This is a genomic window from Planktothrix tepida PCC 9214 (assembly GCF_900009145.1).
Taxonomy (GTDB): Bacteria; Cyanobacteriota; Cyanobacteriia; order Cyanobacteriales; family Microcoleaceae; genus Planktothrix; species Planktothrix tepida.
The window spans coordinates 46,840-62,869 of the sequence record NZ_LN889800.1; the positions used below are offsets into that span (position 1 = coordinate 46,840).

The window sequence follows — 16,030 nt, forward strand, 5'->3', positions numbered from 1 at the left end:
GAGATAAAATTCATTAGTTATTATTAATGTGACTGAAAAAGCCTATGAATCCGTTACTTTTGGAGAAGCCGGCACAGGAGTGCTAGAGATTCCAAAAGTAGCGATAGAGGGCATTTGGAGATTTTCGGAGATGTCTACTTCCTGAAACTAATAAATTTCCTTGGGAACAAAACGCCACATCCCAAACCGCATTCTGATGTCCTTTTAGGGTGTGAAGTAACTGACCGTCAAGACTCCAAAGCTTTACGGTATTATCCAGGGATGCAGAAGCAATCAGTTTACCATCGGAACTAAATGCTACATTCCAAACGGGTAGTTGATGTCCTGGAAATGTGTGCAATAATCTAGCATCAAGATCCCATAATTTGATCGTTTTATCTGTACTTGCAGAAGCAATCCGTTTACCATCTGGACTAAACGCTACTCCCCAGACTGGGGTTTGATGGGCTGGAAAAGATTTAACTAAACTCCCATCAACTCGCCAAAGTTGAACTGTCCCATCTAAACTTCCTGAAACAATCTGTTGACTATCAGGACTGAAAGCTACGCGAGTCACTGCTGTAGAATGGTTTAAGGTGTTCAGCAATTTGCCATCTCGCTGCCAAATTTTAACCGTATTATCCATACTGGCAGTGGCAATCAATTGATCGTTAGGACTAATCGCCACACCCAGCAAAACACCTTTATGGCCGATTAAACGGTTAAATTCGTTGGTTCCATAAACGGTTTTTCTTAAGGCAATTTCTACATTTTCTTTGGTTTGACCATCGACATTTCCTAAACTCTCTAATCTGCGTTTGGCTTTAATGGCATCAATCATCGCGTCTAATTGGTGATTAGAAGCAAATAAACCTTTGGAAGAGGATACTAAGGCTTTAATTTCGCTAATCCGGGCTTCTCTATTACTAATCCGAGCTTTTTTATATTGTTTAAATGCAAAGAATCCTAAGCCAGAAGAGAGCAAAAATGCTAGACTAATCGCTCCTAATAATAATCGCTGTAATCGAGCATTTTTTTGTTCTTCAATAAACTGCGCTTCAATTGCTTTAGCTCGTTCTAGTTCTAATTTTTGTTGGCTTTCTTGATAATCAATATTTTGGGATGCACTGAGAAAATTATAATCTAAATCGCTTAAACTTTTTCCGTGTGACCAAAGTTGAGCATCTTTTAAGGCTTGTCCTCTTAATAAACGAGATTCATCTTGTTGACCCGACGCAATCCAAGCGTCAAAGGTTTGAGAATAGGGGCGGAGTTTCGCTAATTGTTGTTGTACCCACTCTAAATTAAACACTTCTTGATAAATTAAGTTTCTAACTTTTAAATATCCCTGATGTTTAATCATTAAACCGGATAAGAATAATTCAATTTGTTCCCGATTATCATTGGTTTCAATGTCTTTCCCTTGCAGAATCGTTTGGTAAATTCCTAACAATCTGCCTGCGTTTTTGGGGTTATGAATTAGCCGATCTCGGATGGTTCTTAAATGTTCGGGTTCGTCTTGAGATTCCCATTTTTCAATAATTTGCGATCGCACGATTTTTTTGATCCAAAGATTCAAACTATTTTCAGCTATAAAATCGAGATTTTGCTCGTAATTTAACAGTAATAATTTGAATAACTTTTGGGTTAAAAAAGGTTGCCCGTTTGTCCAGTTTAACACCTCTTGGAGAATCACTTTAGGCTGTTCAAGAACTTGGATTAATCCTTCAGCTAACGGAGTCGCTTCTTCTAAGGTAAATCCTGTTAAATCAATGGCGGTTCCAATATTAAATGGGGTACGGGTTTTATTCGCAATTAAATCTGAGGGAGTCGCTACACCAAATAAGGCAAAGGTTAAACGTTTATATTCAGAGTTAACCGCCCGTTGATTATAGCAAGCTCGAATTAAAGCAAAAAAGTCATCAATAGCGAAATTTAGACTCAGAAGACTATCAATTTCATCAATAAAAATACAGAGATTTTGTTCAGGAAATTGCTCAATTAATAAGATTTCTAAAAATTTACTTAATTTTTGAACTAAAGAAATCCCCTCTTGTTCTTGCCACCAGGTTTTAAAATTCAGTTTGCCAAAACATCTAAATCCCCGCAATAAATCCATCATAATGCCTTTATACCATTGTAGTGGCGTGGTGTCTTGGCTGACAATTTGGGTCATATCGACAACAGCACAACAATATCCTTCGGTTTCAAGTTGATGTTTGGTTCTAACTAATAAGGAGGATTTGCCCATTTGTCGGGAATTAAAAATATAGCAAAATTCTCCGGCTTTTAAGGCGTGATACAGTTGGTGATCGCAGGCACGCACAACATAGGTCGGATCATTATTATGTAAACTACCACCGACTTGATATTCAGTTAGCATTAGGGGATTTTTTATAGATCATCTATAGCCATTTTTAATAATCTTATCAAATTGGTTCTACTGTTGATAAAATAGTTTTAGTCTTAATGAAGATTTGCCCTTTTCCCCTATGAATCAGAGTTTAATAGCAGAAGCCGAAGCTTGCTTTCAACAATCCATTCGATTTTATAACGGTAAACCAGTCGGAACCGTTGCAGCGACTGAAAAGGTGTTAGTCGAAGAACAACTTAATTATAATGAATGTTTTATTCGAGATTTTTTTCCCTGCGGGTTGGCTTTTTTAATGCAGGGAAAACGAGACATTGTTAAAAATTTTTTAGAAGTTACTTTAGGTTTACAATTAGATTGGGAAAGCCCAATTAAAGGAGAAGGATTATTTGCAGAAGTGCGCCAAGCTCTTTTGACTCAAGACCCTCAAAATGAGGAATGGGTTAGACCCGGACAAGGGTTAATGCCTGCTAGTTTTTTAGTGGTTAATCAACAGGAAATTAAAGCTGATTTTGGTCAACGTGCTATTGGTCGAGTGACTCCCGTTGATTCAGGATTATGGTGGATTTTTTTATTGAAAATTTATGAAAAAGCCTGTGATCAAGCTAACGTTCCCGAAGAAAAAATTGCCCATCGTCCTGAATTCCAACGGGGAATGAAATTATTATTAGATTTATGTTTAGCGAAACGCTTTGATATGACCCCTACCATGTTAGTTCCTGAAGGAGCATTTATGATTGATCGACGCATGGGGGTTTACGGTCATCCTATCGAGATTCAAGCTTTATTTTATATTGCTTTAAAAGTAGGATTAGAATTATTAAATCCTGAAGATATTCAACTTTTAGACTTGGAAAATAGATGTCATCGATTAATCAAGTATATTCGACATCACTATTGGTTAGATCCGGGTTTATTACGTCGAGTTTATCGTTATCAAACTGAAGAATTTGGAGAAACGGCATTAAATAAATTTAATATTTATGCGAATACGGTTCCCGGTTGGGTTTTACGATGGTTAGATCGCAAAGGCGGCTATTTAGTTGGAAATGTTGGAGTCGGTTGGATCGATTTTCGGTTCTTTACTCAGGGGAATTTATTATCAATAATTAGTTCTTTAACTACTCCAAAACAATCCCAAGCCATTTTGACTTTAATTGAGCAACAATGGTTAAGTTTAATTGGAGAAATGCCGATGAAAATTTGTTATCCTGCTGTCAGTGGTCGAGATTGGGAAATTATTACCGGATGTGATCCCAAAAATGTTCCTTGGTCATATCATAACGGCGGAAATTGGCCGGTTTTAATGTGGTCATTAGCAGCAGCATCAGTCAAAATGGGTCAGGCGGAAATTGCGACCCATGCGATTACAATTGCTGAAAAAAATTTAATGAAGGATGAATGGCCAGAATATTATGATGATGAAGATGGAAATATTATTGGTCGTCAAGCAAGACTCTATCAAACTTGGACAATTTCCGGCTATTTAGTGGCTCAATATTTACTCCAAAATCCTCAATATTTAGACCTAATTTCATTTTCAGCTTCACCTGATGATTAATAGAAATTCTATTTTGAATTTCCAGATCAATTAGACGAATGCAAACTGATCCGCTATGATAGACCCAACCTTACAAACTTACAGATTGGAAAGGTCACAGCCATAACAGACTCGAAACCCCCAACTGTTCGTTTCACTTCCGTTTAGGACTGAATTATGAAAGCACAAACCTATGATCGCATTAAAACTTTAGTGGATATTCCCGCAGATTTTGGAAAATCCCTGATTCCAAAAGGCACAATTGGAACGGTTATTGAATGTTATGAACGACCCAAAGAAGGGTATGCGGTTGACCTAACAATTTTGAGTGAAACTGGAGAACCGGGTTTTGAATATGAAAGTGTAATCCTATATCCTGATCAATTTTCAGTTGTGATTGATACACCAGAAATGGGGGCTTTTATTTCTGCTTTTGGGGATATTAGTTATGAAGTTCCTCAAGTCGTTCATGAGCAATCTAATTCCTCAGAATCTCCCGAAAATCAGGCAAATCAAGAGTTATCTTAAACGGTAATTCGAGAAACCGGGTTTCTCAACTTCTCCTATTAATATCACCTTCTGAATACCAGTCAGGAACCCGGTTTAGGCATTAAAAATCCAGAGAAATAATCAAGGAAAACTTACCCTATGAAACGGACATTAAAATTTGGTTTAAGTTTATTTTTAATCGGGCTAATTTTAGCGATCGCCCCCCAAAGCTTAGGATTATTTAACCCAGAATTTAACCTCAGAATTCTCCATACCAATGATCATCATGCTCATTTAGACGCGATTTCGACAAAGGAAACACAACTGGGGGGAATTGCTCAACGGAAAACCTTAATTGATCAATTAAAATCGGAAAATCCTAGAGAAACACTGCTCTTAGATGCAGGTGATATTTTTCAAGGAACCTTATATTTTAATCAATATTTGGGTCAAGCAGATTTATCCTTTTATAATCAGATGAATTATCAAGCTGGCACCCTGGGAAACCATGAATTTGATCGCGGACAAGGCATTTTAGCTGATTTTATTAAAAAAGCGAAATTTCCCCTTGTTTCTGCTAATCTAAAAGTTGCCGATTATTCCCCTTTAAAAAATTTAGTTAAACCTTGGATAATTCTATCCGTTAATGGAGAAAAAATCGGAATTTTTGGCTTAACCGTAGAAGAAACCGCTAAACTTTCAAGTCCAGGGGAAGGCGTGAGCTTTACTAATACGATGGAAGCGACAAAAAAAGCTGTTGCAGAATTAAAGCAGCAAGGGATTAATAAAATTATTGGTTTAACTCATATTGGGTTTGAATCTGATTTGAATTTAGCCAGAAATATCGATGATATTGATATTATTATTGGCGGACATAGCCATACCCCTCTCGGTTCTATGCCGAATGCAACACAACCCTATCCTGTTGTTACTAACACACCCAATGGTAAAACTGTTTTAGTTGTTACAGATTGGGAATGGGGGAAATATTTAGGGGATTTAAAAGTTAAATTTAATCGCCAAGGAGACGTTATTTCGTGGCAAGGTTCACCTCATGCTATTGATAATACAATTCCACCGGATGCCAGTTTTGCTAAACAATTAGAAGCCTTTTCAACGCCTTTAGAAATTTTACGTCAAACCATTATCGGCAAAACCGATGTTCTTTTAGATGGAAGTCGAGATAAAATTCGTACCCAAGAAACAAATTTAGGCAATTTAATTGCTGATGCCATTTTAAATAAATTCCGACCCGATGGTGCACAAATCGCCATTGTAAATGGCGGTGGAATTCGTTCTAGTATTCCGCCGGGACAGATTAGTGTTAGTCAAGTGATTGAAGTGCTTCCCTTTGGTAATACTATTGGTCGTTTAGATTTAACCGGAGAACAAATTAAACAAGCCTTAGAACATGGTGTGAGTCAGGTTGAATTAGGAGAAGGGAGATTTCCCCAAGTCGCAGGATTACGGTTTATTTATGACCCCAAAGCGCCCGTTGGTTCTCGCGTTCTGTCTATTTTTGTTGTTGATCAAACTGGACAAGAAAAACCCCTGAATTTAACTACAACCTATCGAGTTATTACCAATAGTTTTATGCTGAATGGGGGAGATGGTTATGAAGTTATGAAAGCTGGAAAAAATTCTGTCGATACGGGATTTTTGTTTCTGGATGTAGTCATTGATTATATTAAGCAACAATCTAATATTAATGTGAAATCCGGCGATCGCATTATGGTCAAACAATCCCTGTAGGAGAGTAATAGTAGGGGAATATGAACGATTGTTTCTTGTTCCCTATCTCCACTCTTATCCTCATTCAGTCAACCCTAATTTAAGATTGAGTATTTGATTTTAACTTATTATTGGGTGTTAATTCAGAATTAGTCACTAATGCGCCATCTTCCATGTGAAGAATGCGATCAGCAACATCCAAAATTCGATTATCATGGGTAACAATTAAGATAGTACAACCCTGTTCTTTGGCTAAGGTTTGCATTAAATTAACTACATCTCTTCCCGAATGACTATCAAGAGCAGCCGTAGGTTCATCGGCTAAAACTATCGGGGGATGACTGACTAATGCACGAGCGATCGCAACTCGTTGTTTTTGTCCTCCAGAAAGATTATCAGGATAATAATTTAAGCGATTTCCTAACCCCACTTTTTCTAACATTGCAGTGGCTTTTTGCTGCATTTGGTAACGAGAGAATGCTCCTTGAACTTCTAACCCCATTTGCACATTCTGTAAGGCGGTTAAGCTCCCATGTAAATTATGAGCTTGGAAAATATAACCTGTATTTCGTCTAGCTTTAACTAATTCTCCTGCACTAGCACCTAAAAGTTCTCGTCCTAATATATTTAAACTTCCAGACTGTACAGAACGTAAGGCTCCAATTAAGGTTAATAATGTGGTTTTTCCTGAACCAGAGGGGCCAGTCATAATCACAATTTCACCAATGGTAATTTCTAAGTTAATATCAAATAAGACTTGTTTTTGTAATTGCCCTTTTCCAAAATAATGATCTAAATTTTGAATCGAGATCGCTGGATTACGTTTTGTGGACTCTTGAATATCTTGGATTTGAGTTTGCATGGAGTTAACCTAAAAATGGATATTTTTTTAGAAACGAAACGGTTAATGTTACGACAGTTTACCGAACTGGATGCAGATTTTTTATGGAATTTAGATAACGACCCCAGGGTGATGAAATATATTAATGGCGGACATCCCACACCCAAAGAAGTCATTCAGACTCAAACATTACCGAGATTTATAGGATATTATAGCAGATATCCTTTTTTTGGGGTTTGGGCTGTCATTGAAAAAGCAACCGGAGAGTTGATCGGTTGGGTACATTTTTTTCCAGCCATTGATCATCCTTTTGCAGTAGCATTAAATCTAGTACAACCCGATGAAATTGCGTTAGGATATCGATTAGTTTATCAAAGCTGGGGGAAAGGCTACGCAACGGAAGCTTGTCAAATTTTAATCGATAAAGGGTTTTCAGAATGGGGCGTAAAACGAGTTATTGCTTGGGCATTAGTGGCTAATCAAGGTTCAATTCGAGTCATGGAAAAACTAGGATTAACTTTAGAAAAACAGTTTAGATTTAGTGAACATCAACTCCCTTATTCGAGTTTTGAAGAACGTCAAGCGGTTAAATATAGTCGAGGTAGATATCCCTCTTCTGTCAGTTTCCGAAAAACCTTGCATTTTTTGAATCCTAGAGCCTAGACAGAGCAAGTGATCGCGTTATTTTNACCGAAATATTCTCAGAAACGTTGTTTCTGCGATAACTTTTGTATTTTAACAAAGATGTGTTCAGAAACCCCGTTCAAAATTACACAATAACGGTTTTTATAATCTATAATAGATATTATCAAATCTAGCTGGAATAAAACTAATGTCAAATCAAAGCCTATACAGTATTAGTCTGGAAAATCAAGATATTATTATTAAATTGAATCGCGAGATGGTAAATTTGGAGTTATTAACTCAATTTTTAGAATATCTTGAGTTAGAATCAATTCGTAATCGTAGTCAACTGACAGCAGAACAAATAACTAACCTGAGTCAAGAAGTTAATCAAGAAGTTTGGGCTAACTTAACGTCTAAGTCTTGGGTTAGTTAATTATGTTAACTCAAAAGCCAATTATTGTTGATACCAATATCTTGTTTTCTGCATTACTGAGGGAAAATTCTCGTTTCAATGAATTATTGGTAACTTCAGAGTATACGTTTTTTGTTTGCGAACTTGTATTTGTAGAACTATTTAAGCGCAAGGAAAAAATTATTCAACTTAGTCATTTAACCGAAGAAGAAATTATTCAAATTTATTATATTTTGCTAAAACGTCTTCATCTGTATAAAGAAGATTTAATTAATTTAGAATATCGTAGACTAGCTTACGAACTATGCCAAGGTGTTGATGTGAGTGATACCCCTCATGTAGCATTAACGCTGCAATTGAATGGATTATTATGGACTGGAGATAAAAAATTAAAACTAGGCTTAAAAAACAAAGGATTTGAACAATTTTTTGAACTCCAATAAAAGATCAACCCCGTTCTTTTACTCCTCATTCACAACGAGACACTTAGAAGTAAGAATCAAAAGATATCAGCCGGATCGGCGGCTTGTAATTTACGAGTGGCGATCGCACCGGATAACATACACATAATAATCGTTAATACTAACACTTGAATTGCTCGAAATAAGGTCATATATAACGGTAAATTTGTAGCTTGTCGGGTTAACCGATATAACCCTAAAGAAATCGTAGCACCGGGGATAAAACCTAATATTGCTAAAATAATCGCTTCTTCAAATACAATTCCTAATAAATAGGCATTTCTAAATCCCATTGCTTTAAAAGTAGCATATTCGGGGGTATGGTCAGCAACATCTGTCGCCAAAACTTGATAAACAATAATCACCCCAACCACAAACCCCATTGCTGTCCCTAAACTAAACACAAATCCAATGGCGGTATTTTTTGACCAATAATCCTTTTCAAAGGCTAAAAATTGTTCATTGGTTAAAACTCTTACATCTTTGGGTAAATAATTTTGTAAATCTGTTGCGACTTTTTGGACATCATAACCCGGTTCAACTTTAACCAGTCCAGCACTAATTCCGCCCGGTTTTCTCCGGGGAAATAATCGTAAAAAATTGCGATCGCTCGTTATTAATGTACCATCCGCCGCAAAGGAAGCCCCCACTTTAAATAATCCCGCAATTTTAAGGGTGCGTTTTTCTAATTCCGTACTGACAATTTTACCTTGATCAACTTTTTCAATGACTTCTTTATAATCCCCCCTTGAAGACCGATCAAATAAAACCTGATCAGGGAGTTTAATCACGTCTAAATTTTGTTGAACTTCGGGTAAATTAAAAGCCGACTGACGGGGATCAAATCCGATGACTAAAATCGCTGTTTTTTTACCTGTTTTGGGAGTTTTCCAATCGGAAAAATTAACATATAAAGAGTCTGCGGATTTCACCCCCGGAACATCCATTGCTTGATATAAACGCCGCCGGGGTAAGGTTGATAAATTAACTAAATTTCTGGCTTGGGGACTAATAATAAAAATATCCGCATCTAAATGGTTATGCAAGCGAGTATTACTATCATATAATGCCGTTTGAAACCCCAATTGCATAAAAATCAAAACATCCGCAAAGGCAATTCCTGATAACGCCACTAACATTCGAGCTTTATCATGACTTAATTGCAACCATCCTAACGGTGTTCTATTTGTTAATCGTTGTATAAATCCAATCATAATTTCAGTTATCAGTTATCAGTTATCAGTTATCAGTTATCAGTTGTCAGTTGTCAGTTGTCAGTTGTCAGTTGTCAGTTGTGAGTGTATAGTTGATATAGCAATCTTAAATCAGCTTGACTTTGTTATTGCTTAAGCTTGGATAGTCATTAACCTGATAGGTTTCTTCCAACAATCTTACAGGGATTATTATAGTTAATGATTGTAAATTCTGGATAGCAAACTTAAAACTATACACTGATAACTGATAACTGATAACTGATTACTGATTAATGGTGACTTTTACTTGTAAATTCGTTAAACTCTCGGCTTTTTTGCTAGAAGTTTCATGTAATTTAACGCGAACTTCTATCACTCTGGCATCAATATTTGTCGTCGGATCAATATCTAAAGCACTTTGTTTTTTGACCCTTAACCCCACTTCTTCAACCGTTCCTTTTAACGCTTGGGGTAACGCATCCGCCGTAATAGTTGCGGTTTGTCCGGGGCGAACTTTAGGAATATCGCTATCATAAATTTCTGCAACGGCATACATTTGTTGGGTTTGTCCCAATTCCAGAATGCCTTCATTAGAAATCAGTTCTCCGGCGTGGGTATTCACCTCGATCACCCGTCCAGCTTGGGGCGATCGCACATAAGCTTGTTCTAAGTTCGCTTCAGCTTGTTTAACAGCAGCTTGGGCCTTGGTTAACTCACTTTTGGCTAACTGGACATCCACCGGACGAACTTCTGCAACGGCGGTTAACGTCGCCTCCGCTTCAGCAATTTGTCGGTCTACGGTGGCGATAGTGCGGCTGAGGTTCGCTTGGGCTTCTCGAATTTGTTCTTGACGGCTGGTAACGGTTTCGTTGAGGTTGGCTTGGGCTTCCTGTAAGCGTTTGAGACTGGTTTCAGCTTGCAAACATTGACTATCCCGATCTTGGGCAGATACAGCCCCATCAGCATATAAGGTTTCGTAGCGTTGACAGTTGGTTTCAGCGTTGTTGAGTTCCGCTTGAATACGGTCGAGGGTGGCTTCTTGGGCACTGCGTTCTCCCCGGAGTTGGGCTTCTAAGGTGGCAATGGCAGCTTTTTGGGTCATGATTTGCCCTTCTAACTCCGCTTGGTTGCCCTGAAATCGGGCTTTTTGGGCTTCAATATCTCCTTGTTTTGCCCCGGCTTGAACTTGTTCTAAACGGGCTTGGGCGACTTCCACTTCTGTTTTAGTTTGTTCTAGGGCGGCTTGCAGTCGATCTCGACTATCCAAAACGGCGATCGCTTTTCCCGCCTCTACCCAGTCTCCCTCTTTCACCAATAATTGATCCACCCGACTCCCTTGGTTGGACTGGGGGGCTGACAGTTTAATAATCTCCCCTTGGGGTTCTAACCAACCCAACGCCGTCACCGTTTTGATTTCTGGGGCGAGGGTTTCAGGTGTAGCTACAGGTTCGGCGGGAGTAGGGCGATATCGCCAGAAGGTATAGACCGTTAAACCACTGATCGCTAGGGTCGTTGCCGCAATCAAAATCCCGGCTTGGGGGAATTTCGGGGCTGAAAGTTTACCAACTGTCGCTTCGCGCACCATAATTGTGCCTCCCGCTTCCACTCATACTAAACTGTTTAGTTTAGTATATCACAACTTCTCTTCTGTGAAGGTGAATAAGTATGAATTTAAGTAAAAAAACTTATCGGGGACTGAAAACCCAGGCTTCTCAGAAGTGAAAACACCTCTGTAAAGCTTGATCCAGGATCAGGAATAACGGATGGCGAGAAATGATTCTGTACAATGAAGGCAATAGCATTTAATAAGAGAATTAATGAACCCCGTGGAACAAACCGAACTCTCTCAGATGGATAGTATTGGCGAGAAAGCAGAACAGATTTTTGAAGGGGCACTGCAAGAATTTTTAGTGCATGGCTATGCTGGAACCAGTATGGATCGGGTTGCGTCATCGGCGGGAGTGTCGAAAGCAACGGTTTATAACCATTTTGGGGATAAAGAAGGGTTATTTATTGCCTTAGTCAAACGATTAGCCCAGAAAAAATATTACATTCTTGTTGAGTCTCAAAAAGCGGAATTGATGCAAGCTGAACCTAAAATTGTGTTGAGGCAACTTGCCAATACTATTTTAGATCATTCCATGCAAGATCAGGAATATTTAGCGTTTATTCGCTTAGTGATTGGAGAATCTGGGCGGTTTCCAGAATTAGCTAAAACCTTTGTCCATAATTTAGGAAAACCGGGAATTCAAGTGTTAACCGAATATTTAACCAATCAGCGCTATATTACAATTGGTGATCCTGAAGCCATGGCACGAGTGATTATTGGAACCTTAGCCCATTATGTGTTATTGCAAGAAATTTTGCAAGGTAAAGAGATTGTTCCGATGGAACGAGATCGTATTATTAATACGTTAGTAGATTTAATTATTCCTCAGCCGACACCTGACACTTGAATGCGTTTATGACTCTATCTTCTTTACAACTTTTGATCCTCGATGATGACCCTATTTTTCGGATGGGGTTGCGAACAGCATTAGAACCTTTTTCAGATTTAGAAGTCATCGCAGATGTTGGAAGTCGGGATGCTGCATTACAGGTGTTAGTCAGTCGCAGTCAGAGCAATATTAATGCCACTCATCAAAAACCTATTGATTTAATTATTTTAGAATTGGGGTTTAAAATCGAGAAAAATCCCGAAATTAAAACTCATCCTATCCTCGATTTTTGTCAACAGTTAAAAACAGAATATCCTGACGTTCCGATTTTATTATTAACATCAATTAAACAATCTAATTTATTACTAGCAGCCCAAAAAATAGGGGTAGACGGTTATTGTTATAAGGGAATTCCGGTTATAGAATTGGTTCCAGTTATTCGCCGAATAGCAACGGGAGAACGCTATTGGTTGGAATCTTTAGTGGCATTAAATCGAGAACCAGTTGCTGAAATCGTATCTCGAAAAACCGGATCTTTTTTTAAGCAAGTTCAAGGGTTTTTAGTCCAACCCGGACTTCGACAAATTGAACAAGCGATCGCCGAAGTTAACCAAGAAATTCAACAAAATTTAGAGGCATTAAATCAACAGGATAAAATTGCAATTATTAATCAATTTATTCTCACCGGGAAACGGCGAGAACTGTTCGTTGCACGTTGGCTAGTTAGTCAGCTTTTACTGGATTCTCCTTCTCTCACGCCAGAAAATTCTGCTTCCATTTCTCCTGATAATTTCCCCGTTTTCAATCGTTCTAAACTCGAACCTAAAAACTCTAATTCAGAAGAAGCCTTAGTTCTCAATTCTAACTCGATTAACTCTCAGAATTCAGCGATTGTAGTCAGTGATTTAAAATCCATTTTGTTTGATAAAACTGTCATGAAGTTACAGTCAGGATTAATTAATGCCACGGGAATCCCCTTAGAAATTGATATTTTAAGATTATCTAAAAAGCGAGAATTATTATATATTTTATTAAAACAATTAGAAAATTTATTGGATGAATTAATATTATCGGATGTTCAACCTGAACAACTCCCAGAGAAAGTTCCTGATTTAGTTCAAGATTTCTGGGAAGCTGCTATTTTAGATTATTTTGGGAAATATTATACTCTGAACATGAACAACCAAGATCTTGAAATCGTTCCGATTTTATTAAAAGATGCTAATCTGATTCAACGGGATATTTTAAATAAAATTCCTCTAGTAACAGAGTTATTTGAGCATTTATTATTCCAAACCCCCTTAACTATTGATAATTTATCCTGTCCGGCTGGAAGTTTGGAAGCCATGCAACGTTCAGAAGCATTATTACAAAATTTATTAATTCAAGTCGCCAATGCGGTCATACAACCTTTACTCAATTATTTTTCTGATTATGAAGAAATTAAACTCAAATTTTATGATCGGCGTTTATTATCAACCCGTGAAATAGAAAAATTCAGAAATAATTTATCCTGGCGATATCGTCTTTCTCAATATGTAGCCGAACCTAAAGCTATTTTTGAAAGTTCCTATTTACTCTTTATTTTAGGAGAAAGAGGCATTCAAAAACAAGTCATTTATTCTCCCCGCAGAGAGGAATTAGAAAAATTATCAGGAATTCCCTTAGCCGTTACATTAATATTAGAAACACGAGATGCTGTTGCTCCTCGTCTGCGTTCGGCTGTTTCTTTTGTGGGTAGTGGAATTATTTATATTTTAACGAATGTTGTCGGTCGAGGCTTAGGTTTAGTTGGAAAAGGGATTTTACAGGGGATTGGAACATCTTTTCAGGATAATCGCATGGGGAAAAAGTGATAGAATTGTTGATTAGTTATGAAAACTGATGAAATTATGTCTTAGTTGCTGTTTCCCACCAACTCCGTAAAGGATGATTTCTATGGGGAATATAGCGTCCTTTAACTTGGATATTATCAAGTATAGACCGTAATTCTTCTGAATTAAGATTAGCTGATTCTGACCAATATTTAATGATTTCTAAGGTTGAAAAAATCTGTAAATTAAGTGCTTCTTTTTCAAAAAATGCGATCGCTTTTTTATCATCTGTTGCAATAGCCCATCCTCGATGAGCAGCGATCGCACAAGTTGCAGATTCACCATCATCTCCCAGTTCAAACGCATAATTAATAAAGGTTTCTTCCTCTGCTTCTGATTCAAAATCTACAACAAAAAGTAAACCTTGTTCAATTGCAATTTCTAACTGAGTTGCATCTTCATTTTCCTGATTTTCAAGTCGTCGCAGGGTCAATAGTTCTCGTTCTTTGACCACTTCTGTTACCAAAACTTGGGCAGGAATAGCCTTTAATATTGATAGGAAATTGCCCGACGCGCAAAAGTTCAAAATACAACAGGTATCAAGAACAATATGGGAGCTTTTAATAAACATAAATAATTCTCCCAAATCCTACCCTTGACGTAAATCTAAATGAGCAATTTCCTCCATCATTCCACTTGAATGCTGCCGTAATATCTCTGCAATACGACGAGTTTCTAAGCGATCAACACCCAGGAAATCGGCAAAACGTCCTTCAGTGATCAGCCCTTGATCAAACGCTTCAATTGCAAGGTATTGATAGTGAATGGTAAGCATATCAGTGCGCTGTGGAATTTCTTCTAACTCAAGTTCCTGTTGAACTTTTCTTACTTTTAATCCGCGATCGCGCAGTCGCTCTACAGTACCAGAAGGGATCAATTTTATCGATTCTAATCGATTACCCAGGGCTTCAATAGACACCCCATAATAATGAGCCAAGGTAAATAAATTAGTTGGAGTAAATTTGCCGTGAGTCTGGTACATATCATTAAACCGTTTCAATAAACCACTGGTTGGCATTAGAAAATGGTCAGGGAAACTGTCAGCTAGTCGTTCAGTATCTGGCTTTCTTTGGTATTGATTTTCATAGTCGAGTACAGGTTTACGTCGATGGGCAAGAAAATGAAGATATTCATGAGCTAATGACCAACGCCGTCTTTCCTCTGGGTGTTTAGCATTAATCGCAATACAGCCACCCAGTTGTTCATCATAGCTGTATAAACCTGAATATTTGGATGGCATTTCTAAATAGAAAATACGCAATCCTACACTCTGTTCTAAAACATCCCGAAGAATGGGAATTGGACTGTCACCGAGTCCTAATCGTTGACGTTCTGCAATAGCAATACTTTCTGCTGCTGCCTCTATGGGCATATTTGTGACATCATATTCTTGAGGATAATTCCGAGGAAGAGGAGCATCCATAATTTTCTCAAGTTCTAAATAGTTTTGACAGAGTTCCTCTAAGCGCAAAATCGCAGGATTAATTTGGGCTTCCTCTGTCTCACTACGTCGATAAGCTGCGCGAAATTGAACCTCAAAAGGCTCGATAATGGGGCTTTGTCGAACAAAATTACTAACAGCTTGCCCATAAGCACGAGCCAGTTTAATAAGTTCGTTGGGTTTAAGGCGACGTTCTCCTTTTTCAATTGCAACAATAGTTGTTCTTGCAGCATTAATAATTTGAGCAGCATCAGCTTGAGTCATGCCACATTTCTTACGAGCTTGTTGCAGTCGTTCACCCAATTGGCGGAGATCAATTTTATCGAGAATGTTGACAGTCATAATGTTTTTCCTTTAACTTGACTGAACAGTAACTAGACGGTGATCTGATATCTGCTTATTATTTTCTTGATCTAAAGTAATATATTTTCTGCTCTAACACTTTGATCCAACCTGGGACTACCCCCCCAGGGCTGTTTCATGTTTGAAAATTATAGCCTACTTTGGGGTCATAATTCTCAAACATGATAGCTATTTTCAGAAAAATTAATAGGGGATATAATTCATATTATATATCAGTTATATTCACTATTGATCTAAACAGCAGAAATATTCCTATTCCCTACGGAGTAA

At 37.8% G+C, this 16,030-nt stretch carries 14 protein-coding genes; 8 read left to right on the forward strand and 6 right to left on the reverse strand.

Annotation, left to right across the window (positions count from 1 at the left end; all coding sequences use genetic code 11):
* Positions 1–82 precede the first annotated feature (82 nt).
* Positions 83–2,362 carry an AAA-like domain-containing protein gene (locus PL9214_RS12660; RefSeq protein WP_072719172.1) on the reverse strand — a complete coding sequence of 760 codons (2,280 nt, stop codon included), beginning with the start codon at positions 2,360–2,362 and terminating at the stop codon, positions 83–85.
* Positions 2,363–2,471: 109 nt separating this feature from the next.
* On the opposite strand from PL9214_RS12660, the gene PL9214_RS12665 reads away from it, so the two are divergent.
* The 3 genes from PL9214_RS12665 (at position 2,472) to PL9214_RS12675 (ending at position 6,131) form a co-directional block, all read left to right on the forward strand.
* On the forward strand, positions 2,472–3,911 hold the full coding sequence (locus PL9214_RS12665; protein ID WP_072719173.1) for a glycoside hydrolase 100 family protein: 1,440 nt from the start codon (positions 2,472–2,474) through the stop codon (positions 3,909–3,911).
* Between the two features lie 156 nt (positions 3,912–4,067).
* Positions 4,068–4,418 (forward strand): hypothetical protein, encoded by a 351-nt coding sequence (locus PL9214_RS31970; RefSeq protein ID WP_072719174.1) that lies wholly within the window; start codon positions 4,068–4,070, stop codon positions 4,416–4,418.
* Positions 4,419–4,538: 120 nt separating this feature from the next.
* Positions 4,539–6,131, forward strand: coding sequence for a bifunctional metallophosphatase/5'-nucleotidase (locus PL9214_RS12675; protein WP_072719175.1), 1,593 nt, complete (start codon positions 4,539–4,541; stop codon positions 6,129–6,131).
* A gap of 79 nt (positions 6,132–6,210) precedes the next feature.
* Here PL9214_RS12675 and PL9214_RS12680 read toward each other — a convergent pair whose 3' ends face one another.
* A complete protein-coding gene (locus PL9214_RS12680; RefSeq protein ID WP_072719176.1) occupies positions 6,211–6,972 on the reverse strand; it encodes a DevA family ABC transporter ATP-binding protein in 762 nt (253 codons plus the stop codon).
* Positions 6,973–6,987: 15 nt separating this feature from the next.
* Between PL9214_RS12680 and PL9214_RS12685 the strand changes: the two genes are divergently transcribed.
* The 3 genes from PL9214_RS12685 to PL9214_RS12695 all read left to right on the forward strand — a co-directional run bounded on the left by PL9214_RS12685 (position 6,988) and on the right by PL9214_RS12695 (position 8,433).
* Entirely contained in the window at positions 6,988–7,614 is a 627-nt protein-coding gene (locus PL9214_RS12685; protein WP_083579998.1) for a GNAT family N-acetyltransferase, read from the forward strand.
* Between the two features lie 169 nt (positions 7,615–7,783).
* A complete protein-coding gene (locus tag PL9214_RS12690; protein ID WP_072719177.1) occupies positions 7,784–8,011 on the forward strand; it encodes a hypothetical protein in 228 nt (75 codons plus the stop codon).
* Between the two features lie 2 nt (positions 8,012–8,013).
* The gene (locus tag PL9214_RS12695; RefSeq protein ID WP_072719178.1) at positions 8,014–8,433 is read left to right on the forward strand and encodes a PIN domain-containing protein; all 420 of its coding nucleotides are present in this window, start codon (positions 8,014–8,016) and stop codon (positions 8,431–8,433) included.
* A gap of 56 nt (positions 8,434–8,489) precedes the next feature.
* Here PL9214_RS12695 and devC read toward each other — a convergent pair whose 3' ends face one another.
* The gene (devC, locus tag PL9214_RS12700) at positions 8,490–9,665 is read right to left on the reverse strand and encodes an ABC transporter permease DevC (protein WP_072719179.1); all 1,176 of its coding nucleotides are present in this window, start codon (positions 9,663–9,665) and stop codon (positions 8,490–8,492) included.
* A gap of 262 nt (positions 9,666–9,927) precedes the next feature.
* Positions 9,928–11,229: an ABC exporter membrane fusion protein gene (locus PL9214_RS12705; protein WP_072719199.1), complete on the reverse strand. Its 1,302-nt coding sequence runs from the start codon at positions 11,227–11,229 to the stop codon at positions 9,928–9,930.
* Positions 11,230–11,461: 232 nt separating this feature from the next.
* Here PL9214_RS12705 and PL9214_RS12710 point away from each other — a divergent pair, with 232 nt between their 5' ends.
* Both PL9214_RS12710 and PL9214_RS12715 read left to right on the forward strand, forming a co-directional pair.
* Positions 11,462–12,100, forward strand: coding sequence for a TetR/AcrR family transcriptional regulator (locus PL9214_RS12710; RefSeq protein WP_186440353.1), 639 nt, complete (start codon positions 11,462–11,464; stop codon positions 12,098–12,100).
* Positions 12,101–12,108: 8 nt separating this feature from the next.
* Positions 12,109–13,938, forward strand: a complete 1,830-nt coding sequence (locus PL9214_RS12715) for a DUF3685 domain-containing protein (protein WP_072719180.1) — start codon at positions 12,109–12,111, stop codon at positions 13,936–13,938.
* 34 nt (positions 13,939–13,972) lie between these two features.
* On the opposite strand, the gene PL9214_RS12720 is transcribed toward PL9214_RS12715, so the two are convergent.
* Positions 13,973–14,527, reverse strand: a complete 555-nt coding sequence (locus tag PL9214_RS12720) for a hypothetical protein (RefSeq protein WP_072719181.1) — start codon at positions 14,525–14,527, stop codon at positions 13,973–13,975.
* 18 nt (positions 14,528–14,545) lie between these two features.
* Positions 14,546–15,739, reverse strand: a complete 1,194-nt coding sequence (locus PL9214_RS12725; RefSeq protein ID WP_072719182.1) for an XRE family transcriptional regulator — start codon at positions 15,737–15,739, stop codon at positions 14,546–14,548.
* Between the last annotated feature and the right edge of the window lie 291 nt (positions 15,740–16,030).

Excerpts from the sequence above, each read along its gene's own strand:
- PL9214_RS12660 (WP_072719172.1), bottom strand. The coding sequence starts at position 2,362 with ATGCTAACTGAATATCAAGTCGGTGGTAGTTTACATAATAATGATCCG.
- PL9214_RS12695 (WP_072719178.1), top strand. The coding sequence starts at position 8,014 with ATGTTAACTCAAAAGCCAATTATTGTTGATACCAATATCTTGTTTTCT.
- PL9214_RS12710 (WP_186440353.1), top strand. The coding sequence starts at position 11,462 with ATGAACCCCGTGGAACAAACCGAACTCTCTCAGATGGATAGTATTGGC.
- devC (WP_072719179.1), bottom strand. The coding sequence starts at position 9,665 with ATGATTGGATTTATACAACGATTAACAAATAGAACACCGTTAGGATGG.
- PL9214_RS12690 (WP_072719177.1), top strand. The coding sequence starts at position 7,784 with ATGTCAAATCAAAGCCTATACAGTATTAGTCTGGAAAATCAAGATATT.
- PL9214_RS12705 (WP_072719199.1), bottom strand. The coding sequence starts at position 11,229 with ATGGTGCGCGAAGCGACAGTTGGTAAACTTTCAGCCCCGAAATTCCCC.
- PL9214_RS12680 (WP_072719176.1), bottom strand. The coding sequence starts at position 6,972 with ATGCAAACTCAAATCCAAGATATTCAAGAGTCCACAAAACGTAATCCA.
- PL9214_RS12675 (WP_072719175.1), top strand. The coding sequence starts at position 4,539 with ATGAAACGGACATTAAAATTTGGTTTAAGTTTATTTTTAATCGGGCTA.
- PL9214_RS12685 (WP_083579998.1), top strand. The coding sequence starts at position 6,988 with ATGGATATTTTTTTAGAAACGAAACGGTTAATGTTACGACAGTTTACC.
- PL9214_RS31970 (WP_072719174.1), top strand. The coding sequence starts at position 4,068 with ATGAAAGCACAAACCTATGATCGCATTAAAACTTTAGTGGATATTCCC.
- PL9214_RS12665 (WP_072719173.1), top strand. The coding sequence starts at position 2,472 with ATGAATCAGAGTTTAATAGCAGAAGCCGAAGCTTGCTTTCAACAATCC.
- PL9214_RS12715 (WP_072719180.1), top strand. The coding sequence starts at position 12,109 with ATGACTCTATCTTCTTTACAACTTTTGATCCTCGATGATGACCCTATT.
- PL9214_RS12725 (WP_072719182.1), bottom strand. The coding sequence starts at position 15,739 with ATGACTGTCAACATTCTCGATAAAATTGATCTCCGCCAATTGGGTGAA.
- PL9214_RS12720 (WP_072719181.1), bottom strand. The coding sequence starts at position 14,527 with ATGTTTATTAAAAGCTCCCATATTGTTCTTGATACCTGTTGTATTTTG.